At 65.1% G+C, this 21,283-nt stretch carries 33 protein-coding genes; 2 read left to right on the forward strand and 31 right to left on the reverse strand.

The window, feature by feature from the left end:
* Positions 1–74 precede the first annotated feature (74 nt).
* Complete coding sequence (gene chrA, locus QX094_RS30080) at positions 75–1,304, forward strand: chromate efflux transporter (RefSeq protein WP_315714547.1); 1,230 nt, start codon at positions 75–77, stop codon at positions 1,302–1,304.
* A 78-nt stretch (positions 1,305–1,382) separates the two neighbouring features.
* Here chrA and QX094_RS30085 read toward each other — a convergent pair whose 3' ends face one another.
* Positions 1,383–1,679 carry a hypothetical protein gene (locus tag QX094_RS30085; RefSeq protein ID WP_315714548.1) on the reverse strand — a complete coding sequence of 99 codons (297 nt, stop codon included), beginning with the start codon at positions 1,677–1,679 and terminating at the stop codon, positions 1,383–1,385.
* Positions 1,680–2,029: 350 nt separating this feature from the next.
* Here QX094_RS30085 and QX094_RS30090 point away from each other — a divergent pair, with 350 nt between their 5' ends.
* Entirely contained in the window at positions 2,030–3,493 is a 1,464-nt protein-coding gene (locus QX094_RS30090) for a hypothetical protein (RefSeq protein WP_316185889.1), read from the forward strand.
* Between the two features lie 143 nt (positions 3,494–3,636).
* Here QX094_RS30090 and QX094_RS30095 read toward each other — a convergent pair whose 3' ends face one another.
* The 30 genes from QX094_RS30095 to rplC all read right to left on the reverse strand — a co-directional run bounded on the left by QX094_RS30095 (position 3,637) and on the right by rplC (position 21,280).
* Positions 3,637–4,974, reverse strand: coding sequence for a chloride channel protein (locus QX094_RS30095; protein ID WP_315714550.1), 1,338 nt, complete (start codon positions 4,972–4,974; stop codon positions 3,637–3,639).
* 21 nt (positions 4,975–4,995) lie between these two features.
* Positions 4,996–5,292 carry a DUF1330 domain-containing protein gene (locus QX094_RS30100; protein ID WP_315714551.1) on the reverse strand — a complete coding sequence of 99 codons (297 nt, stop codon included), beginning with the start codon at positions 5,290–5,292 and terminating at the stop codon, positions 4,996–4,998.
* Positions 5,293–5,300: 8 nt separating this feature from the next.
* Positions 5,301–6,095: an SDR family oxidoreductase gene (locus QX094_RS30105; RefSeq protein WP_315714552.1), complete on the reverse strand. Its 795-nt coding sequence runs from the start codon at positions 6,093–6,095 to the stop codon at positions 5,301–5,303.
* A 116-nt stretch (positions 6,096–6,211) separates the two neighbouring features.
* Positions 6,212–6,658, reverse strand: coding sequence for a hypothetical protein (locus tag QX094_RS30110; RefSeq protein ID WP_315714553.1), 447 nt, complete (start codon positions 6,656–6,658; stop codon positions 6,212–6,214).
* A 143-nt stretch (positions 6,659–6,801) separates the two neighbouring features.
* Positions 6,802–7,215, reverse strand: a complete 414-nt coding sequence (gene rplQ, locus QX094_RS30115) for a 50S ribosomal protein L17 (RefSeq protein ID WP_006611863.1) — start codon at positions 7,213–7,215, stop codon at positions 6,802–6,804.
* A 173-nt stretch (positions 7,216–7,388) separates the two neighbouring features.
* Positions 7,389–8,420 (reverse strand): DNA-directed RNA polymerase subunit alpha, encoded by a 1,032-nt coding sequence (locus tag QX094_RS30120; RefSeq protein ID WP_315714554.1) that lies wholly within the window; start codon positions 8,418–8,420, stop codon positions 7,389–7,391.
* A gap of 112 nt (positions 8,421–8,532) precedes the next feature.
* The gene (gene rpsK / locus QX094_RS30125) at positions 8,533–8,922 is read right to left on the reverse strand and encodes a 30S ribosomal protein S11 (protein WP_006611861.1); all 390 of its coding nucleotides are present in this window, start codon (positions 8,920–8,922) and stop codon (positions 8,533–8,535) included.
* Positions 8,923–9,051: 129 nt separating this feature from the next.
* Positions 9,052–9,420 (reverse strand): 30S ribosomal protein S13, encoded by a 369-nt coding sequence (rpsM, locus tag QX094_RS30130; protein ID WP_315714555.1) that lies wholly within the window; start codon positions 9,418–9,420, stop codon positions 9,052–9,054.
* A 195-nt stretch (positions 9,421–9,615) separates the two neighbouring features.
* Positions 9,616–10,494 carry an adenylate kinase gene (locus tag QX094_RS30135; protein ID WP_315714556.1) on the reverse strand — a complete coding sequence of 293 codons (879 nt, stop codon included), beginning with the start codon at positions 10,492–10,494 and terminating at the stop codon, positions 9,616–9,618.
* An 84-nt stretch (positions 10,495–10,578) separates the two neighbouring features.
* A complete protein-coding gene (secY, locus tag QX094_RS30140; protein ID WP_315714557.1) occupies positions 10,579–11,913 on the reverse strand; it encodes a preprotein translocase subunit SecY in 1,335 nt (444 codons plus the stop codon).
* Between the two features lie 156 nt (positions 11,914–12,069).
* Positions 12,070–12,555, reverse strand: coding sequence for a 50S ribosomal protein L15 (gene rplO, locus QX094_RS30145; RefSeq protein WP_009031841.1), 486 nt, complete (start codon positions 12,553–12,555; stop codon positions 12,070–12,072).
* A gap of 11 nt (positions 12,556–12,566) precedes the next feature.
* Positions 12,567–12,758 carry a 50S ribosomal protein L30 gene (gene rpmD, locus QX094_RS30150; protein WP_006611856.1) on the reverse strand — a complete coding sequence of 64 codons (192 nt, stop codon included), beginning with the start codon at positions 12,756–12,758 and terminating at the stop codon, positions 12,567–12,569.
* A gap of 60 nt (positions 12,759–12,818) precedes the next feature.
* Entirely contained in the window at positions 12,819–13,391 is a 573-nt protein-coding gene (gene rpsE / locus QX094_RS30155) for a 30S ribosomal protein S5 (RefSeq protein ID WP_006611855.1), read from the reverse strand.
* 48 nt (positions 13,392–13,439) lie between these two features.
* Positions 13,440–13,802 carry a 50S ribosomal protein L18 gene (gene rplR / locus QX094_RS30160; RefSeq protein ID WP_006611854.1) on the reverse strand — a complete coding sequence of 121 codons (363 nt, stop codon included), beginning with the start codon at positions 13,800–13,802 and terminating at the stop codon, positions 13,440–13,442.
* 11 nt (positions 13,803–13,813) lie between these two features.
* Positions 13,814–14,347, reverse strand: coding sequence for a 50S ribosomal protein L6 (rplF, locus tag QX094_RS30165; RefSeq protein ID WP_315714558.1), 534 nt, complete (start codon positions 14,345–14,347; stop codon positions 13,814–13,816).
* A gap of 13 nt (positions 14,348–14,360) precedes the next feature.
* Positions 14,361–14,759: a 30S ribosomal protein S8 gene (gene rpsH, locus QX094_RS30170; RefSeq protein ID WP_315714559.1), complete on the reverse strand. Its 399-nt coding sequence runs from the start codon at positions 14,757–14,759 to the stop codon at positions 14,361–14,363.
* Between the two features lie 13 nt (positions 14,760–14,772).
* Positions 14,773–15,078, reverse strand: coding sequence for a 30S ribosomal protein S14 (gene rpsN, locus QX094_RS30175; protein WP_315714560.1), 306 nt, complete (start codon positions 15,076–15,078; stop codon positions 14,773–14,775).
* A gap of 46 nt (positions 15,079–15,124) precedes the next feature.
* Complete coding sequence (rplE, locus tag QX094_RS30180; RefSeq protein ID WP_172108070.1) at positions 15,125–15,682, reverse strand: 50S ribosomal protein L5; 558 nt, start codon at positions 15,680–15,682, stop codon at positions 15,125–15,127.
* On the reverse strand, positions 15,675–15,989 hold the full coding sequence (gene rplX, locus QX094_RS30185; RefSeq protein WP_315714561.1) for a 50S ribosomal protein L24: 315 nt from the start codon (positions 15,987–15,989) through the stop codon (positions 15,675–15,677). Before rplX ends, rplE begins: the two co-directional genes overlap by 8 nt.
* A complete protein-coding gene (gene rplN, locus QX094_RS30190; protein ID WP_006611848.1) occupies positions 15,989–16,357 on the reverse strand; it encodes a 50S ribosomal protein L14 in 369 nt (122 codons plus the stop codon). Before rplN ends, rplX begins: the two co-directional genes overlap by 1 nt.
* 101 nt (positions 16,358–16,458) lie before the next feature.
* Positions 16,459–16,707 carry a 30S ribosomal protein S17 gene (rpsQ, locus tag QX094_RS30195; protein WP_212358258.1) on the reverse strand — a complete coding sequence of 83 codons (249 nt, stop codon included), beginning with the start codon at positions 16,705–16,707 and terminating at the stop codon, positions 16,459–16,461.
* Between the two features lie 10 nt (positions 16,708–16,717).
* The gene (gene rpmC / locus QX094_RS30200; RefSeq protein WP_006611846.1) at positions 16,718–16,924 is read right to left on the reverse strand and encodes a 50S ribosomal protein L29; all 207 of its coding nucleotides are present in this window, start codon (positions 16,922–16,924) and stop codon (positions 16,718–16,720) included.
* Between the two features lie 5 nt (positions 16,925–16,929).
* On the reverse strand, positions 16,930–17,343 hold the full coding sequence (rplP, locus tag QX094_RS30205; RefSeq protein WP_008963467.1) for a 50S ribosomal protein L16: 414 nt from the start codon (positions 17,341–17,343) through the stop codon (positions 16,930–16,932).
* Between the two features lie 40 nt (positions 17,344–17,383).
* Positions 17,384–18,094: a 30S ribosomal protein S3 gene (gene rpsC / locus QX094_RS30210; RefSeq protein WP_012045041.1), complete on the reverse strand. Its 711-nt coding sequence runs from the start codon at positions 18,092–18,094 to the stop codon at positions 17,384–17,386.
* A gap of 21 nt (positions 18,095–18,115) precedes the next feature.
* Positions 18,116–18,496 (reverse strand): 50S ribosomal protein L22, encoded by a 381-nt coding sequence (gene rplV / locus QX094_RS30215; protein ID WP_315714562.1) that lies wholly within the window; start codon positions 18,494–18,496, stop codon positions 18,116–18,118.
* Positions 18,497–18,506: 10 nt separating this feature from the next.
* Entirely contained in the window at positions 18,507–18,785 is a 279-nt protein-coding gene (gene rpsS, locus QX094_RS30220; protein ID WP_006611842.1) for a 30S ribosomal protein S19, read from the reverse strand.
* Between the two features lie 12 nt (positions 18,786–18,797).
* Positions 18,798–19,631 (reverse strand): 50S ribosomal protein L2, encoded by an 834-nt coding sequence (gene rplB / locus QX094_RS30225; protein ID WP_006611841.1) that lies wholly within the window; start codon positions 19,629–19,631, stop codon positions 18,798–18,800.
* Between the two features lie 12 nt (positions 19,632–19,643).
* On the reverse strand, positions 19,644–19,943 hold the full coding sequence (locus QX094_RS30230; RefSeq protein ID WP_172108066.1) for a 50S ribosomal protein L23: 300 nt from the start codon (positions 19,941–19,943) through the stop codon (positions 19,644–19,646).
* Positions 19,940–20,560: a 50S ribosomal protein L4 gene (gene rplD, locus QX094_RS30235; protein ID WP_315714563.1), complete on the reverse strand. Its 621-nt coding sequence runs from the start codon at positions 20,558–20,560 to the stop codon at positions 19,940–19,942. The genes QX094_RS30230 and rplD overlap by 4 nt, the downstream gene beginning before the upstream one ends.
* A complete protein-coding gene (gene rplC / locus QX094_RS30240) occupies positions 20,561–21,280 on the reverse strand; it encodes a 50S ribosomal protein L3 (RefSeq protein WP_006611838.1) in 720 nt (239 codons plus the stop codon).
* Between the last annotated feature and the right edge of the window lie 3 nt (positions 21,281–21,283).

The raw sequence follows: 21,283 nt of genomic DNA on the forward strand, positions 1-21,283 counted from the left end.
CGAGACTGGCCGACGGTCCCGTTTCCCCTTAACGAAAGCCGATAAGAACCTCCTCGCGACTGGAACGAACGTCCGTGAGCAGCCTGAAGTCCGCGACCAACCCGCCCGCCGATCACGGCCGGCGCTCCGGATCACCGCTCGAGGTTCTGCGGATCTTCCTCACGCTCGGCCTGACCTGCTTCGGCGGTCCGATCGCCCATATCGGCTACTTCCGCGACGAGTTCGTCGTCAGACGGAAATGGATCGACGAGCATGCCTATGCCGATCTGGTCGGGCTGTGCCAGTTCCTGCCCGGCCCCGCCAGCAGCCAGGTCGGCTTCTCCATCGGGCTGATGCGGGCCGGCTATCTCGGCGCGCTCGCCGCCTGGACCGGCTTCACCCTGCCGTCGGCCGCCGCGCTCGTCCTGTTCGCCTATGGTGCGGGCCGATTGAGCGGACCGATCGGCAGCGGCCTGCTGCACGGGCTGAAGCTGACCGCGGTCGCCATCGTCGCGCAGGCGGTCTGGGGCATGGCGCGCTCGCTGTGTCCGGATCGTGCGCGCGCCTCGATCGCGGTCGCCGCAACGCTCATCATCCTGTCGAGTACGGCCTCGGTCGTGCAGATCGGAGCGATCGTCCTCGGCGGGCTCGCCGGCCTCTGGCTCTGCCGCGGCGAGGCGGCGCCGTCGGGACACGTCGCGATCCCCGTCTCGCGGAGCGTGGGGCTGATCGCGCTCGCGCTGTTCGTTGTCCTGTTGGCGGGACTTCCGCTGCTGCGCGGCGTCACGGGATCGACCGGCGTCGCCTTGTTCGATGCCTTCTATCGCTCCGGCGCGCTGGTGTTCGGCGGTGGACATGTCGTGCTGCCGCTGCTGCGCGAGGCCTTCGTCGGACCTGGCTGGCTGAGCGACGACGCCTTTCTCGCCGGCTACGGTGCGGCGCAGGCCGTCCCGGGCCCGCTCTTCACCTTCGCCGCCTATCTCGGCGCCGTCGTCGGTCCGGAGCCGCATGGGATCGTCGGGGCCGCGCTCGGTCTCCTCGGCATCTTCCTGCCGGGCATGCTGGTCCTGCTCGCCGCGCTGCCGTTCTGGGACTCGTTCCGCAAACGCGCCGGCGCCCAGGCGATGATGCGGGGTGTCAACGCTGCGGTGGTCGGTGTGCTGGGAGCGGCCCTGTACGACCCGGTCTGGACGACCACCGTCCACAACGCCGCGGATTTTGGCATCGCGCTGGTCGGTTTTGTCCTCTTGGTCGCCTGGCGCGCGCCGCCGCTCGTCGTGGTCACGTTCAGCGCCCTAGCCGGCGTCGCAGCCGCGCTGGTGTGAGCGGCGGCGCCGCCGCATCACGTGGTGGCAAAGCACCGCCGAAGCGGCGCTTTGCCACCAGCGAGCTGCCGTGCGCGGCTAATTGTGCTTCTTCCAGAAGATGCGCGCGCCCTGCACGGATTGCGCGACGTTGATGCGGGCACGCTCGAACGGCGTCACCACGCCGTCCGCCTTGGCCTTGTTTTCCAGCTTCTGGACGTGGATCTGACCGCGGACGAGCTGCTGCGCCTCCGGATAGGTCAGCCGTCCGCTCGCGATGCCGTTGTAGATGCGATGTGACTGGTTGTGCTGCCGCGCATCGATCAGCGGCGTGCCCGCAAGGCTTGCGCCCGACATCAACGCGAGCAGCAACGCAGCGGCCATGATGGACTTCATTTCACTCTCCTGTGGTTGCTGTCCACTGGCGTGAAGACCTCATTGTCCGCACTTCTCCAGCGAACGGCCGCCAGGATGCACGCGATCCGTGGTGTCAACCGTGCCTGCGCTCACACTGCAGCCCGTGTCGGCCGGTGAAGACGAATGCTGCCGCGAGCCGCATTCCACTGCCGCGAGGGGCGTCCGAAAAAAATTGCGGACTGAGTGAGCTGCCGGTCTTGCAAATCTCACCTTTGGGTGCATGTTCGCCGCGCACTACTTTTGAATGAATCATTTTTAACAATCATTTGCGACGCATGGCGGCGAGATTCATCGGCCCATCCCAGCGCGCACATCAATGGAGACCGGCCATGAAGACGATTCAGTGGCTCATGCTCACTTTCGCGACGACCGTCACCGCGAGCGGCCTTGCCGGCGCTCTCAACCCCGCCAGCGCTGCGCCGCCGCCGCCGGCGAAGAACTGCCCGGCCTTCGGCTGGTCGGAAGGACTGGGCAATTATCTCAAGCCGGACGCCGCCTTCCCCACCTCCGACACCAAGACCATCCCGACGCCGGACTGCAATTTCCATCAATGGTCGTGGGAAGCGTTCGTCTGGGCGACAGCGCTGGTGAAGGACTCGGGCTCCGGCGCCGCCGTGCCGCGGTTCATGACCTTGGCGACGCCCGACGAGCTGCTCGGCAACGCCGAGAATGCCGGCGCACCACGGCCGCGCCCGCTGACGCTGGCGGCCCGCGCCCAGGTCTTCCACGGCACGGCCGGCTTCACCGAAGGCGCCGGCGCCATCGTCGAAGCCGACGGCAACATGCTGGTCGCACAGAACGGCTATCCCGTCTACGCCTCGGTCCACATGAACCAGGGCTATTTCAACATGGCGCGCAAGAACCTGATCGCGACCGGCGGCTACCAGAGCCAGCCGGCGGATTCATCCTTCGCCGTGGGCGATGCGGTGTTCAAGGCGACGTGGCTGCGGCTCGACCCCGGGCAGGCACCGCCTGCGGGCGCTTATACGACCCAGGCACAGGTGCCGGTGCTGGAGAACAACGTCACCCCCGGCCTGATCACGATTCGCCCGACGCCCGGCAAGTTCGTCACGGTGACCGTGGCGCTGATCGGCTTGCACGTGGTCGGCTACACCGAGAACCACCCCGAATTCCTGTGGGGCACGTTCGAGCTGAAGAACAACTCGCCGCAGACGCCGGACAACACCTTTGCGCCATCGGCAAGCCGCTCCGATCCGAAGAGCTACACGCTCTACAAGGGCCGCACGCCGTTCTCGCAGGTCAACATCGCGGCGCTGCCCGGCGCCAACCGGCCGCAACTGCGGCTCGATCCGGCGACCCAGAAGCTGACGCCGGTGACCAACGTCGTGCTCGAGAACCAGACCGGCGGCGAGAACCAGCCCAACGGCGTCGGCAACATCTTCGCGATCACGGCGCAAGCCCAGGGCTTTCTCTCCGGCCTGAAGGGCCCGCAATCGACCTTCGCGAGCTACAGCCTCGACGGCACCGTCTGGATGCTCCCCAACTCGTACAATCTGAACAGCAACCAGACCAGCGCAGTCGGATCGGTCAATCTCGCCAATGCTACCGCCGAGACCTTCGTGCAGAACGCCGACAACACGCCGATCAAGAACGTGCTGAACTGCTTCCTGTGCCACAACCCGACGTCCTATTCGTTCCAGACACCGCCGCCGGCCAAGCTGCCGAACCGGCTGATCGCGCTAAGCCACGTGCTGTCGATCGGCTCGCCCTACGAGGTGCCGAACTCGATCTCCGGCCGGCTCTTGATGCGGCCGGATCCGTTCAGGAAGTAGGCCGACGAGCCTTGCGCGGCGGCGCCGGCAACGGGGCCGCCGGCAGCCCTTTCGAGCCGATGGCAGATCTCAGGATCTGCCATCAAGCGATTGAACCGACAGCCGTTATCGGCGCGCTCCGAACATGGTGGATGAGCGCTTGGTCAGGACGGCGCTGTGGCCTGCTTCGACTCCTGCGCGGCCTCAGCCTTGGTCTCAGCTCGGGCGACGAAGCCCTTGGCGAGAGCGTGATAGAGCCCCTCCTCGCAGATCAGACGCGAGGTGCCGTAGGCGATCAGCGAGGCCATCATCAGCGGCACCACCATGGCGTGGTTGTCGGTCATCTCGGTGACGATGACGAAGGCGGTGATCGGCGCCTGCACGACGCCGGCGAAATAGGCGACCATGCCGAGCAGCATGATCGGCGCCAGTAGCGACTGCTGGAACAGGCTGGCGACGTTGGCGCCGATCCCCGCCCCGACGGCGAGCGACGGCGCGAAGATGCCGCCAGGAATGCCGCTGATCGCAGCAAAGGTGGTGGCGAGGAATTTCAGCACGCCGAAATCGCCCGGCAGCGGCGTGCCGGTCTCCAGCGCCCCTTTCACCTGGGCATACCCGGTGCCGTAGATGGTATCGCCTGACGCCAGCCCGCACAGCGCGACGGCAAAGCCGCAGGCGAGCGCGAACGGCAGGGGGTGGCGCTTGATGAGCCGGCCGGATGCCCCGGGCAGCCCGCGCGCCATCGTGATCAGGATGCGGCTGAACAGGCCGCCGGCGGCGCCGCCCAAGACCCCGCAGACGGGCACCGCCAGCCAGTCGATGCCCTTGCCGAGCGCGATCGGCGTCGTGCCGAAATAGGCGTAGTTGCCCATCAGGGCCAGCGAGGTCAGGCCAGCGGCGATCACGGTGGCGATGACGAGGCTCGAGGTCCGTGTCTCGAAGGCACGGCTCATCTCCTCGATGCCGAACACGATGCCGGCCAGCGGCGTGTTGAAGGCGGCCGCGACCCCGGCGGCGGCGCCGGCCAGGATCAAGCCCGGCTGCCGCCGCGGCGACAGCCGGCCGAGCGCGAACATGATGGAGGCGCCGACCTGCACGGTCGGCCCCTCGCGGCCGACCGAGCCGCCGCACAGCAGCCCGAGCAGGGTCAGCAGCACCTTGCCGATGGCGATGCGGATCGACACCAGCGGGCTGCGCGCGCTCGTGTCCGTCAGGTGGCGCGCGGCGATGGCCTGCGGGATGCCGCTGCCTTGCGCGTTCGGGAAGAAGCGCTGGGTCAGATAGACCGACAGCGCGAAGCCGGCGGGCGTCACGATCAGTGAGGCGTAGCGTGATTTCGACAGCAGCCAGTTGAAGGCGAGCTGGGCCAGGTCGGCGAGCTCCGCCAGCGCCACCGCCGCCGCGCCCACCACCAGGCCGCCGGCCACGAACAGCACCCGCCGCTGCCACCGCGCCGAGGTCAGCTTGAGCCAACGCCTGCGGCGGGGGGTGATGGTCAGCATGGGCGCAACAGAGTCCGTTCTCTACGCAGGTGCAGCACCCTCGACGAAAATCAGCCGGCGGTCCAGCGCCTTCCAGCGCTCGCCCAGGGCGTCGGCGTATTCGGCCGACGCATACCATTCTCGCAGCCGGGCCATCGACGGGAACTCGACGATAATGAGGGTCTTGGCCGGCGGGCCGCCTTCGACCGTCTCGGAGGTCCCGCCGCGGACCAGATAGCGCCCGCCATATTGCGCGATCGAGTGCGCCGCGCGGGTGCGATAGCGTTCCATCGCCTCGATGTCGCGCACCTCGACCTCGGAGATGACGTAAGCCGCCATGGCCGGCCTCAGGCGATGGTGTCGAGGATGCCGCCCTCGGCGCGCAGCGCGGCGCCGTTCGTGGCGGAGGCCTGCTTGGAGGCGGCGTAGACGACCATGTTGGCGATCTCGTCGACACCGGCGAAGCGCTGCAGCAGCGAGGCCGGCCGGTGCTGCTTGACGAAAGACGAGGCCGCCTCCTCCTCCGACTGGCCGTTCTGACGGGCGAGATCCTTGACGAAGGTCTCGACGCCTTCCGACATCGTCGGTCCCGGCAGCACTGCATTGACGGTCACGCCGGTGCCGCAGGTCAGTTTGGCGAGGCCGCGGGAGACCGCGAGCTGCGCGGTCTTGGTCATGCCGTAATGGATCATCTCGGTCGGGATGTTCACCGCCGACTCCGAGGAGATGAAGATGATGCGCCCCCAGTTGCGCTTCAGCATGCCCTGCATGTAGGCGCGCGCCATGCGCACGCCGGACATGACGTTGACCTCGAAGAAGCGGCTCCAGTCCTCGTCGGGAATGTCGAAGAACTCCTTCGGCTCGAAGATGCCTGCATTGTTGACGAGAATGTCGACCTCGGGCAGCGCGGTGACGATGGCGTTGCAGCCGCCGATCTGAGCGACATCGCCGGCGACGCCGCGCAGCTTCGCCGCCGGAACCGCCTGCTTCAGCTTCGCGACGGCCGCATCGACACGGTCGGTGGTCCGGCCGTTCAGGACGACCTCGGCGCCCGAGGCGGCCAATCCCTTGGCAATGGCGAAGCCGATGCCGGCGGTGGACCCGGTGACGAGCGCAGTTTTTCCTGAAAGGTCGATGTACATGAGCAGCTCTCCGTTGTGCTGAAGGAACGGATGTGGGGCGTCGCGCGCCGACACTCAACGCGCCGCGCGCAGAGCTGATCCTCGAAATAAGACGGCGCCCGAAGGCGCCGTGGTTGTCAGCTCGTGGTCCCTATCAGGATAGCCGCTTCGCGCTTGCCGTTCAGGACCTGCGCCAGCTCGGTCGCGAAACGTTCGACGAGTGCATATTCGGTCAGGAAGCGGATCGAAGCGCTGTTCTGCACGTCGGCATCCGCTGTGCTCTGAACGAGCGTAGCCAGATCCGCATGCACCAGCAAATGTCCACGGAAGTCGTATGGCCTGATGACGATCCGGACGAGGCATTGCGCGAGGCCGCCTTGTCCATCGAAGTAACCGCCTTCGATCATCGGCGGCTTGTCCCACGATAGCGGATAGGAGCGCAGACCCTTCACGAAGGCATTCAGGTCGCAGCCGAACCACGCCTCGCCGCGCGCGGCAAACACTCCGGCCCTGGCCGTCGCTATGATCTTGCCGGTGCGGTCCTCATCCGCCTCGTAGACGATGTGCAGTTCTGCGGCGCTCATGCGCGGCGCTCCGGTCTATGCTGTTAAAGTCACACGAGCTGTGCAGGCGACCCCACATGTCGCTTCGCTCATCCGGGCTACAGAACCTCAAAATGAAAACGGCGCCCGAAGGCGCCGTTTTGAACGTCGGGTCGGAGCTGCGCTTACGCCGCTTCCGAGGTCTCCTGCACCGGGCCGGAATCCTGGCCCTTGGCATCGACGTCGCGATCGACGAACTCGATCACGGCCATCGCGGCGTTGTCGCCGTAGCGGAAGCCGGCCTTGATGATGCGGGTGTAGCCGCCGTTGCGGTCCTTGTAGCGGGGTGCCAGGACGTCGAACAGCTTCTTGACCTGGTCGACATCGCGCATCTCGGCGATCGCCTGGCGACGCAAAGCGAGACCGCCCTTCTTGCCGAGGGTGACGAGCTTCTCGACGATCGGCCGCAGCTCCTTGGCCTTCGGCAGCGTGGTGACGATCTGCTCGTGCTTGATCAGCGCGGCGCACATGTTGGCGAACATCGCCTTGCGATGCTCGGCGGTGCGGTTGAGCTTCCGATGAACCTTGCCGTGACGCATTGTCTTAGTCCTTCATTTCTATCTGCCGCGACGGTTCGTCGGACATGTTGCTCAGGTGGGCTGCCTGCGTTCGCCCGAGTGGTGGACGTCATTCCGGGGCGATGCGCAGCATCGAACCCGGAATCTCGAGATTCCGGGTTCGCCTCTTCGAGGCGCCCCGGAATGACGAATGCTCAGTAATGATCCTCGAAGCGCTTGGCCAGCTCGTCGATGTTCTCCGGCGGCCAGCCCGGCACTTCCATGCCGAGATGCAGACCCATCTGGGCCAGCACTTCCTTGATCTCGTTCAGCGACTTGCGGCCGAAGTTCGGGGTGCGCAGCATTTCCGCTTCCGACTTCTGCACGAGGTCGCCGATGTAGACGATGTTGTCGTTCTTCAGGCAGTTCGCCGAACGTACCGACAGCTCGAGCTCGTCCACCTTCTTGAGGAAGGCTGGGTTGAAGGCGAGGTCCGGGATGATCTCCTGGGCGACTTCCTTGCGCGGCTCTTCGAAGTTGACGAAGACGTTGAGCTGGTCCTGCAGGATGCGGGCGGCATAGGCCACCGCGTCCTCCGGCGTGATCGCGCCGTTGGTCTCGATCGTCATGGTCAGCTTGTCGTAGTCGAGTATCTGGCCCTCGCGGGTGTTCTCGACCTTGTAGGAGACCTTGCGGACCGGAGAGAACAGGCTGTCGACCGGGATCAGGCCGATCGGGGCGTCCTCGGGGCGGTTGCGATCGGCGGCGACGTAGCCCTTGCCGGTGGCGACCGTGAACTCCATGCGGATCTCTGCGCCCTCGTCCAGCGTGCAGAGCTGCAGGTCAGGGTTGAGCACCACGATGTCGCCGACGGTCTGGATATCGCCGGCGGTGACGGCGCCCGGGCCCTGCTTCTTCACGACCATCCGCTTCGGGCCTTCGCCCTGCATCTTGATCGCGATGTCCTTGATGTTCAGCACGATGTCGGTGACGTCCTCGCGGACACCAGCGATCGAGGAGAACTCGTGCAGCACGCCGTCGATATGCACCGACTGCACGGCGGCGCCCTGCAGCGACGACAGCAGGATGCGGCGCAGCGCATTGCCGAGCGTCTGCCCGAAACCGCGCTCCAGCGGCTCGGCAACCACGGTGGCGAAACGGGTCGCGTCGGAGCCCGGCGTGACCTGGAGCTTGTTCGGCCGAATCAATTCTTGCCAATTCTTCTGGATCGTCACTGTTTCACCCATGGGCCAGTCATGGGATCTGACTGACTGGCGTTGGAGAACCGCGCTTCAGATCGCGGCAGTCGAAATGTCTCAAAAGCACGACGAGGCGGACATGCTGTCCGCCTCTTTCAGATTAGACGCGCCGACGCTTGCGTGGGCGGCAACCATTGTGCGGGATCGTCGTCACGTCGCGGATCGAGGTGACGGTGAAACCCGCAGCCTGCAGCGCACGGAGCGCCGATTCACGGCCGGAACCCGGGCCGGCAACCTCGACCTCGAGGGTGCGCATGCCGTGTTCCTGAGCCTTCTTGGACACGTCCTCCGCCGCGACCTGCGCGGCATACGGGGTCGACTTGCGCGATCCCTTGAACCCCATCGTGCCCGCCGACGACCAGGCAATGGTGTTGCCCTGCGCGTCGGTGATGGTGATGGTGGTGTTGTTGAACGACGAATTCACGTGGGCGACGCCGGAGGCGATGTTCTTGCGCTCACGACGGCGGACACGTGCGGCTTCCTTGGCCATATAAGTACCTTTCTCGAGATCTCAACGCCGCCGTAGTGCCAGCGGCTACACCAGAAAGGCGAATGGTGAATAGCGAGTAGCGAATAGGGATTGCCCCTACTCGCCACCCGCTATCAGCAATTCGCCAAATTACTTCTTCTTGCCGGCGATCGCCTTGGCCGGCCCCTTGCGCGTGCGCGCATTGGTGTGGGTGCGCTGGCCGCGCACCGGCAGGCCACGACGATGGCGCAGGCCGCGATAGCAGCCGAGGTCCATCAGACGCTTGATGTTGATGCCGGTCTCGCGCCGCAGGTCGCCCTCGACAACGTAGTCGCGGTCGATGATTTCGCGGATCTGCAGGACTTCCTGGTCGCTCAGCTGGTTGACGCGGCGATCCTCGGCGATCTTGACCTTGTCAATGATCTCGCCCGCGATCTTCGGGCCGATGCCATGGATATACTGGAGCGCGATCAGGACACGCTTGTTGGTCGGGATGTTGACACCGGCAATACGGGCCACGGACTTCTCTCCTGTCACCGATCCCAGGATGGACCGGCCTTCGTTCTCGCTATCTCGGGCAGGTGTCCGCAAACGCGAACAAGACGCCCACCCCTCGATTCGTGGGGCCCGGCATCTTTGGAAAACCATCCGACTTGGATGCGGGCTTATTAATGGATTCACACGGCGGTCGTCAACCGCCCCTACAAGATTCGGTCACCTCTTGGCGCGCTTTTTTGCAGCCTTTGCAGAGGTTTTCCGGGTTCCCCGGGTCGCCTTGGCAGCGGGCTTGGGGGCCTTCTTCGCAGCCTTGGAGGCTTTCTTGGGGGCCGCTTTTGCTCCCTTTTTCGCAGTCTTTGCAGCCTTTTTTGCTGTCTTTGCGGCCTTTTTCGCCGGTGCAGGCGCCCTCGGAGCCTTTTTGGCCGATTTTGCCGGCGCGGTCTTGCCCCGAGCCTTGGCACTGCGCTTGGCCGGGTTCGCCTTTTTGGCCGCCCGGCTCCCGCTGGACTTGCCAACGGCGGCCAGGATCCGTCCGATCTCCTCGGTGACCTGCTCGATCGGCATCATGCCGTCGACGGTCGCCAGCATCCGATGGTCCGAATAATAGTGGATCAGGGGCTCGGTCTGGTCGCGGTAGCTGGCTAGGCGCTTGGTCAGGACCTCCGGCGTATCATCGGCCCGCACAGCCTCGCCGCGCGCGCGGGTCTCGGCGGCCCGGCGCTCGACGCGCTCAAGCAGCACGCCTTCATTGACCCGGAGTTCGATCACCGCGTCGAGCTTCATCTGCTTCTGCTTCAGCAGCGCATCCAGCGCCTCCGCCTGCGGCACCGTGCGCGGGAAGCCATCGAGGATGAAACCATTGGCGGCGTCCGGCTGCTCGATCCGGTCGGCAATGATGCCGACCACGACCTCGTCCGGGACAAGGCCACCCGCCGCCATGATGTCCTTGGCCTTCAGCCCGATCGGCGTCTGCGCCGCCACCGCGGCACGCAGCATGTCGCCGGTCGACAGCTGAACGATGCCATATTGCTGCACCAGGCGCTGCGCCTGCGTTCCCTTGCCCGAACCGGGCGGCCCCAGAAGAATGAGTCTCATCGAATTTCGCCCCCCGGCACACGGTGAGCGACCCTCCCGCACACCTTGTTCTTGGCTTGGTGGTTCCCGGGCCGCGATCCGCCGCTATCCGCGGCGGCGCCCCCGCAGCTTCGACTTCCTGATCAGCCCCTCATACTGATGGGCGAGCAGATAACCCTGAACCTGCGCCACGGTATCCATCGTAACGCTGACCACGATCAGAAGCGAAGTGCCACCAAAGTAGAACGGGACGGAAGCGTAGGAAATCAGAATTTCCGGGATCAGACACACGATCGCCAGATAGATGGCGCCGAGCACGGTGATCCGCGACAGCACGTAATCGATATATTCCGCGGTGCGCTCGCCCGGCCTGATGCCGGGGATGAATCCGCCATGCTTCTTCAGGTTGTCGGCGGTCTCGGTCGGGTTGAACACGATCGCGGTGTAGAAGAAGGCAAAGAACAGAATCAGCGCCAGATACAGCACCAGGAACAGCGGCCGGCCATGACCGAGCTGCGTCGTGATCCACTGGAACCACTCGGGTCCCTTGCCGGCGTTGAAATTGGCGACCGTGGTCGGCAGCAGCAGCAGCGACGAGGCAAAGATCGGCGGGATCACGCCCGAGGTGTTCAGCTTCAGCGGCAGATGCGAGGACTGGCCCTCGAACATCTTGTTGCCGACCTGGCGCTTCGGATACTGGATCAGGAGCCGGCGCTGGGCGCGCTCCACGAACACGATGAAGGCGATCACGGCGACGGCCATCACGATGACGATCAGGATCAGGCCGGTCGACAGCGCGCCCTGACGGCCGAGCTCGAGCATGTTGGCAAGCGCCGAGGGCAGCTCGGCCACGATGCCGGACAGGATGATCAGCGAGATGCCGTTGCCGATGCCGCGCGAGGTGATCTGCTCACCGAGCCACATCAGGAACATGGTGCCGCCGGTCAGCGTGATCGCGGTGGAGAGGCGGAAGAACAGGCCGGGATCGGCGACGACGTTGCCCGCGCCTTCGAGGCCGACGGCGATGCCGTAGGACTGCACGGCAGCAAGAATCACCGTCAGATAGCGGGTGTATTGATTCAACATCTTGCGGCCAGCCTCACCCTCTTTCTTGAGGGCTTCGAGCTGGGGCGAGACGGTGGTGAGCAGCTGAATGATGATCGATGCCGAGATGTACGGCATGATATTCAGCGCGAAGATCGCCATGCGGTGGATGCCGCCGCCGGCGAACATGTTGAACATGCCGAGAATGCCGCCGGCCTGCGTGCGGAACACCGAGTCCCAGATGTTCGGGTCGATGCCCGGCAGCGGAATGTAGGTGCCGAGGCGGTAGACCAGCAGCGCGCCGAGGGTGAACCAGATGCGCTTCTTCAGCTCATCGGCCTTCGCAAGCGCGCCGAAATTGAGGTTTGCCGCCAGTTGTTCCGCTGCTGAGGCCATATCTAGCTTTCTCCCGCCGCCCTTCTTCACCGCACTGGGCCCCGCGAGGGCTCGCAGGGCTGGGCAGACGCCGGATATTATCTGGTGCGCGGGCGCGTTCTGTCCATTGCCCTGCCCTCTCCGGCATGCGCCGGCGGCAGGGCAATGACGCAGATGTTACGCCGCCTCGCCTTCGTCCTTGGCTGGCGCCAGGAGCTTGACGGTGCCGCCGGCCTTCTCGACCGCCGCAATCGCCGACTTCGAGGCGCCATGCACCTCGATGTTGATCTTGGCCTTGAGCTCGCCGCGGCCGAGCAGGCGCACGCCGTCCTTGGCGCGGCGCAGCGCACCGGACTTCACGAGGGACTCGGCGTTGATCACGCTGCCGGCGTCCAGCTTCTTGGCATCGATCGCCTGCTGGATCCGGTCGAGATTGATCTCGACGAAATCGAGCGCGAAGATGTTGTTGAAGCCGCGCTTCGGCAGGCGGCGATGCATCGGCATCTGACCGCCCTCGAAGCCCTTGATGCGCACGCCGGAGCGCGCGGTCTGGCCCTTGCCGCCACGGCCCGAGGTCTTGCCCTTGCCGGAGCCGATGCCGCGGCCGACGCGCATGCGCTTCTTGCGCGCGCCGGCGTTGTCGGCGATATCGCTGAGCTTCATCGCCCTTCTCCTTACTTCTCGTCGACGATGCGGACGAGATGATGAACCTTGGTGATCATGCCGCGGACCGCCGGCGTATCCGGCAGCTCGGTCACGCGGCCGATCTTGTTGAGCTTCAACCCGATCAGCGTCTCGCGCTGCGAGTGATGCCGGCGGATCGGGCTGCCGATCTGCTCGATCTTGATCGTCTTGGCGCTAGCCATCGTGTTCACTCCGAGTTGCGCCATCCAGCGGACGGCGCGCGTTCGTTAGTCGGCCCAACCTTAGTCGGCGGCGGCTTCGGCATCGCCACCGACGCGGCGGGCCTGCAGGGTCGACACCTTGATGTTGCGGCGCGCGGCGACCGAGCGCGGGCTATCCTGGTGTTTCAGCGCGTTGAAGGTCGCGCGCACCATGTTGTACGGGTTGGACGAGCCGATCGACTTCGCCACCACGTCCTGGATGCCCAGCGTCTCGAACACGGCGCGCATCGGGCCGCCGGCGATGATGCCGGTACCGGCCGGAGCCGCACGCAGATAGACGCGACCTGCGCCGTGACGACCGAAGATGTCGTGGTGCAGGGTGCGGCCCTCGCGCAGCGCGACCCGGGTCAGGTTGCGCTTGGCGGAGTCGGTCGCCTTGCGGATCGCCTCCGGAACCTCACGTGCCTTGCCGTGGCCGAACCCGACCCGGCCCTTCTGATCGCCGATCACGACGAGCGCCGCAAAGCCAAAGCGCTTACCGCCCTTCACGACCTTCGCGACTCGGTTGATGTGGACGAGCTTGTCAACGAACTCGCTGTCGCGCTCCTCGCGCTCCTTGCGATCGCGACCGCCTCGTTCCCGTTCACCTGCCATGGTGCTATCCAATCTTCTGAGGGGCTCTGACGCCCATATCCATTGATGTTAGAAGCTCAGCCCGCTCTCGCGCGCCGCGTCGGCCAGCGCCTTGACGCGCCCGTGATAGAGATAGCCGCCGCGATCGAACACGACTTCCTTGATCCCCGCCTTCACCGCGCGCTCGGCGAGCAGCTTGCCCACCGCCTTCGCCGCGTCGATGTCGGCACCGGTGTTGCCGGCCGAGCGCATCTCCTTCTCCATCGACGACGCGGAGGCGAGCGTCTCGCCCTTCTGATCGTCGATGACCTGAGCGTAGATGTGCTTCGACGAGCGGAACACCGACAGACGCGGACGGCCGCCGGCGGAGCGGCGCAGCGACAGCCTCACGCGCTGCTTGCGCCGGGCATTCGTAACCTTGGCTCTCGACATGTCCGGCTCCGTTACTTCTTCTTGCCTTCCTTGCGGAAGATGAATTCACCCGCGTACTTCACGCCCTTGCCCTTATAGGGCTCCGGCGGCCGGTAGGCGCGGATTTCAGCGGCCACCTGGCCGACGCGCTGCGGGTCGATGCCCGTGACCGTGATCTCGGTCGGCTTCGGCACCGCGATGGTGATGCCCTCCGGGATCTGGTAGACGACATCGTGGCTGTAGCCGAGCGCTAGCTGCAGGTTCTTGCCCTGCATCGCGGCGCGGTAGCCGACGCCGGTGATCTCGAGCTTCTTCTCGAAGCCCTTGGTCACGCCTTCGACCAGGTTGGCGATCTGGGCGCGCGCGGTGCCGTACAGCGACCGGGCGCGCTTGGTCTCGGAACGCGGGGCAACCTTGACCTGGCCGTTCTCGAACTTCACGTCCACGTCGTCATGAACGATGAACTGAAGCTGGCCCTTCGGCCCCTTCATCTTGACGGTCTGTCCGTCGACGGAGGCCGTCACTCCGGACGGCACCGCCACAGGCTTCTTGCCAATACGTGACATGGCTCAATCCTTCTCAGAACACCGTGAAGAGAACTTCACCGCCGACATTCGCGTCACGCGCGCTGTGGTCGGCCATGATTCCCTTCGGCGTCGACAAAACAGAAATTCCGAGCCCGTTGTTCACACGCGGCAGATTCTTCACCGAGGTGTAGACGCGGCGGCCGGGCTTGGAGACGCGCTCGATCTCGCGGATCACGGGCTCGCCGTCGAAATATTTCAGCTCGATCTCGATCTCGCTCCGGCCCGACGGATGCTCCAGCGTGGCATAGCCACGGATGTAGCCTTCGGACTTCAGCACCTCGAGCACGCTGGCGCGCATCTTCGAGCCAGGCGTCGAGACCTTCGACTTCGAGCGCATCTGCGCGTTGCGGATGCGGGTGATCAGATCGCTGATGGGATCGTGCGTTGACATGGTGCGACCCTCCTTACCAGCTCGACTTCACGAGGCCCGGAACCAGGCCCTTGGACCCGAGCTCGCGCAGCGCGATGCGGCTCAGCTTGTTCTTGCGGTAGTTCGACCGCGGCCGGCCCGTCAGCTCGCACCGGTTGCGGATGCGAGTCGCCGACGAATTGCGCGGCATCTCGGCCAGCTTCAGGGTCGCGGCAAAGCGCTCCTCCATCGGCTTGGACTTGTCGGCGATGATCGCCTTCAACCGGGCGCGCTTCGGGGCGGCGTTCTTCGCCATCCGCTTGCGCCGGTTGTTCTTCTCGATTGAACTCTTCTTTGCCATGCTTGGCTCCTGGGTATCCGCGTTTGAGAAGCTTGAAGTCAGCTGCTCACTGCCGGAACGGGAAATTGAATGCGGTCAGAAGGGCACGGGCCTCGTCGTCGGTCGTCGCGGTGGTGCACACCGTGATGTCCATGCCCCAGCTCTCCCCGGCCTTGTCGAAGTCGATCTCGGGGAAAATGATGTGCTCCTTGATGCCGAGCGAATAGTTGCCGCGGCCGTCGAAGCTCTTCGGGTTCAGGCCGCGGAAGTCGCGGACGCGCGGCAGCGCGACGTTGATCAGGCGGTCGATGAACTCGTACATCTTCGTCTTGCGCAAGGTGACCTTGCAGCCGATCGGCTGGTTCTCGCGCAGCTTGAAGGTCGCGATGGCGACGCGCGAGTAGGTCACGACCGCCTTCTGGCCGGCGATCAGCGACAGGTCGGCCGCGGCGGTTTCCGCCTTCTTACGGTCGTTCACGGCCTCGCCGATGCCCATGTTGAGCACGACCTTGTCGAGCCGCGGCACCTGCATGACGTTGGCGTAGCCGAACTTCTCGGTCAGCTGGCTCTTGATCGTGCGGTCGTATTCCGTGCGGAGGCGCGGGGTGTAAGCAGTCTCAGCCATCGATCTCAACTCCCGAGCTCTTGGCAACGCGGACCTTCTTGCCGTCCGCCTGAATCTTGAATCCGATGCGCGTCGGCTTGCCGTCCTTGCCGACATAAGCGACGTTCGACAGCTGGATCGGCGACTCCTTGCTGATGATGCCGCCCTCCTGGTTCTGGGTCTGCTTCTGGTGACGCTTCACCAGGTTGATGCCCCGCACCAGCGCCGTCCCCTCGTCGGGACGCACCTCGAACACCTCGCCGGTGCGACCCTTGTCGCGACCGGTCAGGACGATCACCTTGTCGCCCTTGCGGATCTTGGCAGCCATCACAGCACCTCCGGCGCAAGCGAAATGATCTTCATGTGGTTCTTGGCGCGCAGCTCGCGCGGCACCGGCCCGAAGATACGGGTGCCGACCGGCTCCGACTGGTTGTTGATCAGGACGGCCGCATTGCGGTCGAAGCGGATCACCGAGCCGTCGGCGCGGCGGATGTCCTTGCGGACGCGCACCACGACGGCTTTCATGACGTCGCCCTTCTTCACCTTGCCACGCGGAATGGCTTCCTTGATCGACACCACGATGATGTCGCCGACGGTGGCATAGCGGCGCTTCGAGCCGCCCAGCACCTTGATACACATGACACGGCGTGCGCCGGAATTATCGGCCACGTCGAGGTTGGTCTGCATCTGAATCATTGATGCACCTCGTCCTCTTCATCTGCTGCGCAGGAAAGCTGCGCCTTGTTTGATCCCGAAAGCGAAACGGGCCCTCTTCGACGAGGGCCGCGGTCCGCGCCTCAGGCGGTTTTCTTGTGCTCGCCCCGGACCACGGTCCAGCGCTTGAGCTTCGAGATCGGCTTGCTCTCCTCGATCCACACCATGTCGCCCGGCTTGAACTCGTTGTTCTCGTCGTGGGCGTGGTAGTTCTTCGAGCGGCGGATGGTCTTCTTGTAGATCGGGTGGGTGAAGCGCCGGTCGACGCGCACAACGATCGTCTTGGCCTGCTTGTCGCTGACGACGACGCCCTGAAGGGTCCGTTTCGGCATGTCGAGCCTCTTACTTCGTCTTGGCGCGCTGCTGCGCGGCGATGGTCTTGATACGGGCGATGTCGCGGCGCGCCTCACGCAGCCGCGCGGTGTTCTCCAGCTGCCCGGTGGCACGCTGGAAGCGCAGGTTGAAGCGCTCCTTCTTCAGGTTGACGATCGCATCGTCCATCTGATCGGGGCTCATCGCGCGAATGTCGGCAATCTTCATCTCGGCCATGACCATTACTCCGCAATGCGCTCGACGAAGCGCGTCTTGATCGGCAGCTTGGCGGCCGCCAGCAGCAGCGCCTCGCGCGCGATCTGGTTGCTCACGCCGTCGATCTCGAACATCACCCGGCCCGGCTTGACGCGGGCCACCCACAATTCAGGCGAGCCCTTGCCGGAGCCCATGCGGACTTCAGCCGGCTTCTTCGACACCGGGAGATCCGGGAACACGCGGATCCAGACGCGGCCGGCGCGCTTCATGTGACGGGTCAAGGCACGACGGGCGGCCTCGATCTGGCGCGCGGTGACGCGATCCGGCTCCATCGCCTTCAGCCCGAACTGGCCGAAGGCCAGCGTCGCGCCCGAGGACGCAACGCCGTGAATACGGCCCTTATGCGCCTTTCGGAACTTGGTCTTCTTTGGTTGCATCATGGCTTTGAGCCCTCAAACCTGTCTTGTCGCGGCTGATCGATCAGGCCGCGTCGCGGCGCGACCGGGGCTGCGAGCTCTCGCCGCCGCCTTCGTTCATCCGCTTGTCCTGTGCCATCGGATCGTGCTCGAGGATCTCGCCCTTGAAGATCCAGACCTTCACGCCGCAAGTGCCGAAGGTGGTGAACGCGGTGGCCACACCGTAGTCGATGTCGGCGCGCAGCGTGTGCAGCGGCACCCGGCCCTCGCGATACCACTCCATGCGGGCGATTTCCGCGCCGCCCAGACGACCCGAGCAGTTGATGCGGATGCCCTCGGCACCGAGACGCATCGCCGACTGCACGGCGCGCTTCATGGCGCGGCGGAACGCGACGCGGCGCTCGAGCTGCTGGGCGATCGACTCGGCGACCAGGGTCGCATCGAGCTCCGGCTTGCGGATCTCGACGATGTTGATGACGACGTCCGACGAGGTGATGTCGGCGACGCGCTTGCGCAGCTTGTCGATGTCGGCGCCCTTCTTGCCGATCACCACACCCGGACGCGCCGAGTGGATCGTGACACGGCACTTCTTGTGCGGACGCTCGATCACGATGCGGGCGACGGCCGCCTGCTTGAGCTCCTTGTGCAGGATCTCGCGGATCTTGACGTCTTCATGCAGCAGCTTGCCGTACTCGGCCTTGCCAGCGAACCAGCGCGAATCCCAGGTCCGGTTGATGCCGAGACGCAGACCGATCGGATTGATCTTTTGACCCATCGTATTCTCCCAGCGCCTGCTTTAAGCGCTCGCCTCGACCTGACGCACAATGATCGTCAGCTGCGAAAACGGTTTGAAAACTCGGCCCGAACGGCCACGACCGCGCGGCGAGAAACGCTTCATCACGATTCCCTTGCCGACGAAAGCCTGCGAGACGACGAGATCGTCGACCTCGAGCTCGTGATTGTTCTCGGCATTGGCGATCGCCGATTCCAGGCACTTCTTGACGTCGACCGCAATCCGCTTGCGCGAGAACTGCAGGTCGGCGAGGGCGGCCGACGCCTTGCGGCCGCGGATCATCTGCGCCACCAGGTTCAGCTTCTGCGGGCTCACCCGAAGCATCCGGGCCACAGCCTTGGCCTCGTTTTCGGGGAGGCTCCGTTCGCGCTTTGGTTTGCTCATCGCTTAATCCTCAAGCCTTCTTGGCTTTCTTATCGCCCGAATGGCCGTGGAAGGTGCGGGTCGGCGAGAACTCGCCGAACTTGTGGCCGACCATCTCTTCGTTGATCGCCACCGGCACGTGCTTCTGGCCGTTGTAGACGCCGAACGTCAGGCCGACGAACTGCGGCAGGATGGTCGAGCGGCGGCTCCAGATCTTGATGACGTCGTGACGGCCGGACGCGCGCGCCGCATCTGCCTTCTTGAGCAGCGACGCCTCGACGAACGGGCCTTTCCAGACTGAACGAACCATGTCCGTCGTTCCTTACTTCTTCCGCTTGTGGCGGCTCAAGAGAATGAATTTATCGGTCGACTTGTTGGTGCGGGTCTTCTTGCCCTTGGTAGGCTTGCCCCACGGAGTGACCGGGTGACGACCGCCCGAGGTACGGCCTTCGCCGCCGCCGTGCGGATGGTCGATCGGGTTCATCGCGACACCGCGGTTGTGAGGCCTGCGGCCCATCCAACGCTTGCGGCCGGCCTTGCCGATCGAGGTGTTCATGTGGTCCGGGTTCGACACCGCACCGATGGTGCCGCGGCAGCGGCCGTGCACCAGGCGCTGCTCGCCCGAGTTCAGGCGGACGATCACGTAGTCCTGGTCGCGGCCGACGATCTGGGCGTAGGTGCCTGCCGAACGCGCGAGCTGGCCGCCCTTCCCGATCTTGACCTCGATGTTGTGCACGATCGTGCCGACCGGCATGTTGCCCAGCGGCATGACGTTGCCCGGCTTCACGTCGACATAGTTGCCGGCGACGATGGTGTCGCCGACCGCCAGGCGCTGCGGCGCCAGGATGTAGGCGAGCTCGCCGTCCTGATACTTGACGAGCGCGATGAAGGCGGTCCGGTTCGGATCATACTCCAGGCGCTCGACGGTCGCGGGAACGTCGACCTTGTCGCGCTTGAAGTCGACCGTGCGGTACGACTGCTTGTGACCGCCGCCGAGGAAGCGAACGGTGATGCGGCCGGTGTTGTTGCGACCGCCGCTCGACTGCTTGCCTTCGGTCAGCGCCTTGACCGGCTTGCCCTTGTAGAGGGCCGAACGATCGACCATCACCAGCTGGCGCTGGCCGGGCGTCGTGGGATTGAATGTCTTCAGTGCCATGGCAGCTCAGCCTTACAGTCCGGTGGTCACGTCGATACGGTGGCCCTCTTCGAGGGTCACGATCGCGCGCTTGCTGTCCGATTGCGAACCGAAATTGCCGCGGAACACCTTGGTCTTGCCCTTGCGGACGAGCGTGTTGACGCTCTTGACCTTGACGTCGAACAGCTTCTCGATCGCTTCCTTGATCTGCGGCTTGGTCGCCTTGGCGGCCACCTTGAACAGAACCTTGTTGTGCTCCGAGGCGAAGGTCGCCTTCTCGGTCACGACCGGCGCGATGATGATGTCGTAGTGGCGCGGATCGATGGTCTTCATTTGAAGCGCGCCTCCAGCGCATCGATCGCCGCCTTGGTCAGCACGAGCTTCTGACGGCGCAGGATGTCGTAGACGTTGATGCCCTGGATCGGCAGCACGTCCATGTTCGGAATGTTGCGGGCGGCATTGGTGAAGCCGGTATGCAGCTCGGCGCCGTCGATGATCAGGGCGTTGGTCAGGCCGAGACCGGAGAAGTGACCGATCAGCGCCTTGGTCTTCGCCGCCTCCAGGGTGGCGTTCTCCAGCACGACCAGATCACCGTCCTTGGCCTTGGCCGACAGCGCATGCTTCAGCGCCAGCGCACGGACCTTCTTCGGCAGGTCGGTCGCATGCGAGCGCACGACCGGACCGAAGGCGCGGCCGCCGCCACGGAACTGCGGCACACGAGCCGAGCCATGACGAGCACCGCCGGTGCCCTTCTGCTTGTACATCTTCTTGCCGGTGCGCCAGATCTCGGCGCGGCCCTTGGCCTTGTGGGTGCCGGCCTGACGCTTGTTGAGCTGCCACTGGACGCAGCGCGCGATGATGTCGGCACGCGGCTCCAGACCGAAGATGGCGTCGGACAGCTGGACGGAGCCGGCTTCCTTGCCCTCGAGCGTGGTGACTTTCAGTTCCATTTATGCGCCCTCCTGCACGGCCGGCGCTTCGGCAGCCTGCTCACCCGCGACCTTGAACTTGCCGGGCTTCGGCGCTTCCTTCGGCAGCGGCTTCTTGACGGCGTCGCGCACCGAGATCCAGCCACCCTTGGAGCCGGGCACCGCGCCTTCCACCAGGATCAGGCCGCGCTCGACGTCCGTCTGCACCACACGCAGGTTCAGCGTGGTGATGCGATCGACGCCCATGTGACCGGGCATCTTCTTGTTCTTCCAGGTCTTGCCGGGGTCCTGACGGCCACCGGTCGAACCGATCGAACGATGCGAGATCGACACACCGTGCGTGGCGCGCAGACCGCCGAAGTTCCAGCGCTTCATGCCGCCGGCGAAGCCCTTGCCGACCGAGGTGCCGGTGACGTCGACGAACTGGCCGACGACGAAATGGTCGGCCTGGATCTCGGCGCCGACCGGGATCAGCGAATCCTCGCTGACACGGAACTCGGCGAGCTTGCGCTTCGGCTCGACCTTGGCGACCGCGAACTGGCCGCGCTCCGCCTTCGGCATGTAGACCGTCTTGCGGCTGCCGCTGCCGAGCTGCAGCGCGACGTAGCCGTTCTTCTCGGTGGTGCGGTGACCGACCACCTGGCAATTGCCGAGCTTCAGCACGGTCACGGGGATATGTTCGCCGGTCTCCGTGAAGACCCGCGTCATCCCGACCTTTTGTGCGATCACTCCGGAGCGCATCGG

It is taken from the genome of Bradyrhizobium sp. SZCCHNS1050 (genome assembly GCF_032484785.1).
GTDB lineage: Bacteria > Pseudomonadota > Alphaproteobacteria > Rhizobiales > Xanthobacteraceae > Bradyrhizobium.

Bases quoted from the DNA above. Each gene is read 5' to 3' on its own strand.
- rplV (WP_315714562.1), bottom strand. From the start codon at position 18,496: ATGAGCAAACCAAAGCGCGAACGGAGCCTCCCCGAAAACGAGGCCAAG.
- rpsQ (WP_212358258.1), bottom strand. From the start codon at position 16,707: ATGCCGAAACGGACCCTTCAGGGCGTCGTCGTCAGCGACAAGCAGGCC.
- QX094_RS30105 (WP_315714552.1), bottom strand. From the start codon at position 6,095: ATGTACATCGACCTTTCAGGAAAAACTGCGCTCGTCACCGGGTCCACC.
- QX094_RS30230 (WP_172108066.1), bottom strand. From the start codon at position 19,943: ATGAAGACCATCGATCCGCGCCACTACGACATCATCATCGCGCCGGTC.
- rpmD (WP_006611856.1), bottom strand. From the start codon at position 12,758: ATGGCTAGCGCCAAGACGATCAAGATCGAGCAGATCGGCAGCCCGATC.
- secY (WP_315714557.1), bottom strand. From the start codon at position 11,913: ATGGCCTCAGCAGCGGAACAACTGGCGGCAAACCTCAATTTCGGCGCG.
- rplR (WP_006611854.1), bottom strand. From the start codon at position 13,802: ATGTCGAGAGCCAAGGTTACGAATGCCCGGCGCAAGCAGCGCGTGAGG.
- rpsH (WP_315714559.1), bottom strand. From the start codon at position 14,759: ATGTCAACGCACGATCCCATCAGCGATCTGATCACCCGCATCCGCAAC.
- rplX (WP_315714561.1), bottom strand. From the start codon at position 15,989: ATGGCTGCCAAGATCCGCAAGGGCGACAAGGTGATCGTCCTGACCGGT.
- rplQ (WP_006611863.1), bottom strand. From the start codon at position 7,215: ATGCGTCACGGCAAGGTTCATCGGAAGCTCAACCGCACCGCCGAGCAT.
- rpsN (WP_315714560.1), bottom strand. From the start codon at position 15,078: ATGGCAAAGAAGAGTTCAATCGAGAAGAACAACCGGCGCAAGCGGATG.
- QX094_RS30095 (WP_315714550.1), bottom strand. From the start codon at position 4,974: ATGCTGACCATCACCCCCCGCCGCAGGCGTTGGCTCAAGCTGACCTCG.
- rplF (WP_315714558.1), bottom strand. From the start codon at position 14,347: ATGTCACGTATTGGCAAGAAGCCTGTGGCGGTGCCGTCCGGAGTGACG.
- QX094_RS30100 (WP_315714551.1), bottom strand. From the start codon at position 5,292: ATGGCGGCTTACGTCATCTCCGAGGTCGAGGTGCGCGACATCGAGGCG.
- rpmC (WP_006611846.1), bottom strand. From the start codon at position 16,924: ATGGCCGAGATGAAGATTGCCGACATTCGCGCGATGAGCCCCGATCAG.
- rpsC (WP_012045041.1), bottom strand. From the start codon at position 18,094: ATGGGTCAAAAGATCAATCCGATCGGTCTGCGTCTCGGCATCAACCGG.
- QX094_RS30090 (WP_316185889.1), top strand. From the start codon at position 2,030: ATGAAGACGATTCAGTGGCTCATGCTCACTTTCGCGACGACCGTCACC.
- QX094_RS30135 (WP_315714556.1), bottom strand. From the start codon at position 10,494: ATGAGACTCATTCTTCTGGGGCCGCCCGGTTCGGGCAAGGGAACGCAG.
- rplP (WP_008963467.1), bottom strand. From the start codon at position 17,343: ATGATGCAACCAAAGAAGACCAAGTTCCGAAAGGCGCATAAGGGCCGT.
- rpsE (WP_006611855.1), bottom strand. From the start codon at position 13,391: ATGGCAGGTGAACGGGAACGAGGCGGTCGCGATCGCAAGGAGCGCGAG.
- rplO (WP_009031841.1), bottom strand. From the start codon at position 12,555: ATGAAGCTCAGCGATATCGCCGACAACGCCGGCGCGCGCAAGAAGCGC.
- rplN (WP_006611848.1), bottom strand. From the start codon at position 16,357: ATGATTCAGATGCAGACCAACCTCGACGTGGCCGATAATTCCGGCGCA.
- QX094_RS30085 (WP_315714548.1), bottom strand. From the start codon at position 1,679: ATGAAGTCCATCATGGCCGCTGCGTTGCTGCTCGCGTTGATGTCGGGC.
- rpsK (WP_006611861.1), bottom strand. From the start codon at position 8,922: ATGGCCAAGGAAGCCGCACGTGTCCGCCGTCGTGAGCGCAAGAACATC.
- QX094_RS30110 (WP_315714553.1), bottom strand. From the start codon at position 6,658: ATGAGCGCCGCAGAACTGCACATCGTCTACGAGGCGGATGAGGACCGC.
- rplD (WP_315714563.1), bottom strand. From the start codon at position 20,560: ATGGAACTGAAAGTCACCACGCTCGAGGGCAAGGAAGCCGGCTCCGTC.
- rpsS (WP_006611842.1), bottom strand. From the start codon at position 18,785: ATGGTTCGTTCAGTCTGGAAAGGCCCGTTCGTCGAGGCGTCGCTGCTC.
- rplE (WP_172108070.1), bottom strand. From the start codon at position 15,682: ATGGCTGAGACTGCTTACACCCCGCGCCTCCGCACGGAATACGACCGC.
- QX094_RS30120 (WP_315714554.1), bottom strand. From the start codon at position 8,420: ATGGGTGAAACAGTGACGATCCAGAAGAATTGGCAAGAATTGATTCGG.
- rplC (WP_006611838.1), bottom strand. From the start codon at position 21,280: ATGCGCTCCGGAGTGATCGCACAAAAGGTCGGGATGACGCGGGTCTTC.
- rplB (WP_006611841.1), bottom strand. From the start codon at position 19,631: ATGGCACTGAAGACATTCAATCCCACGACGCCCGGCCAGCGCCAGCTG.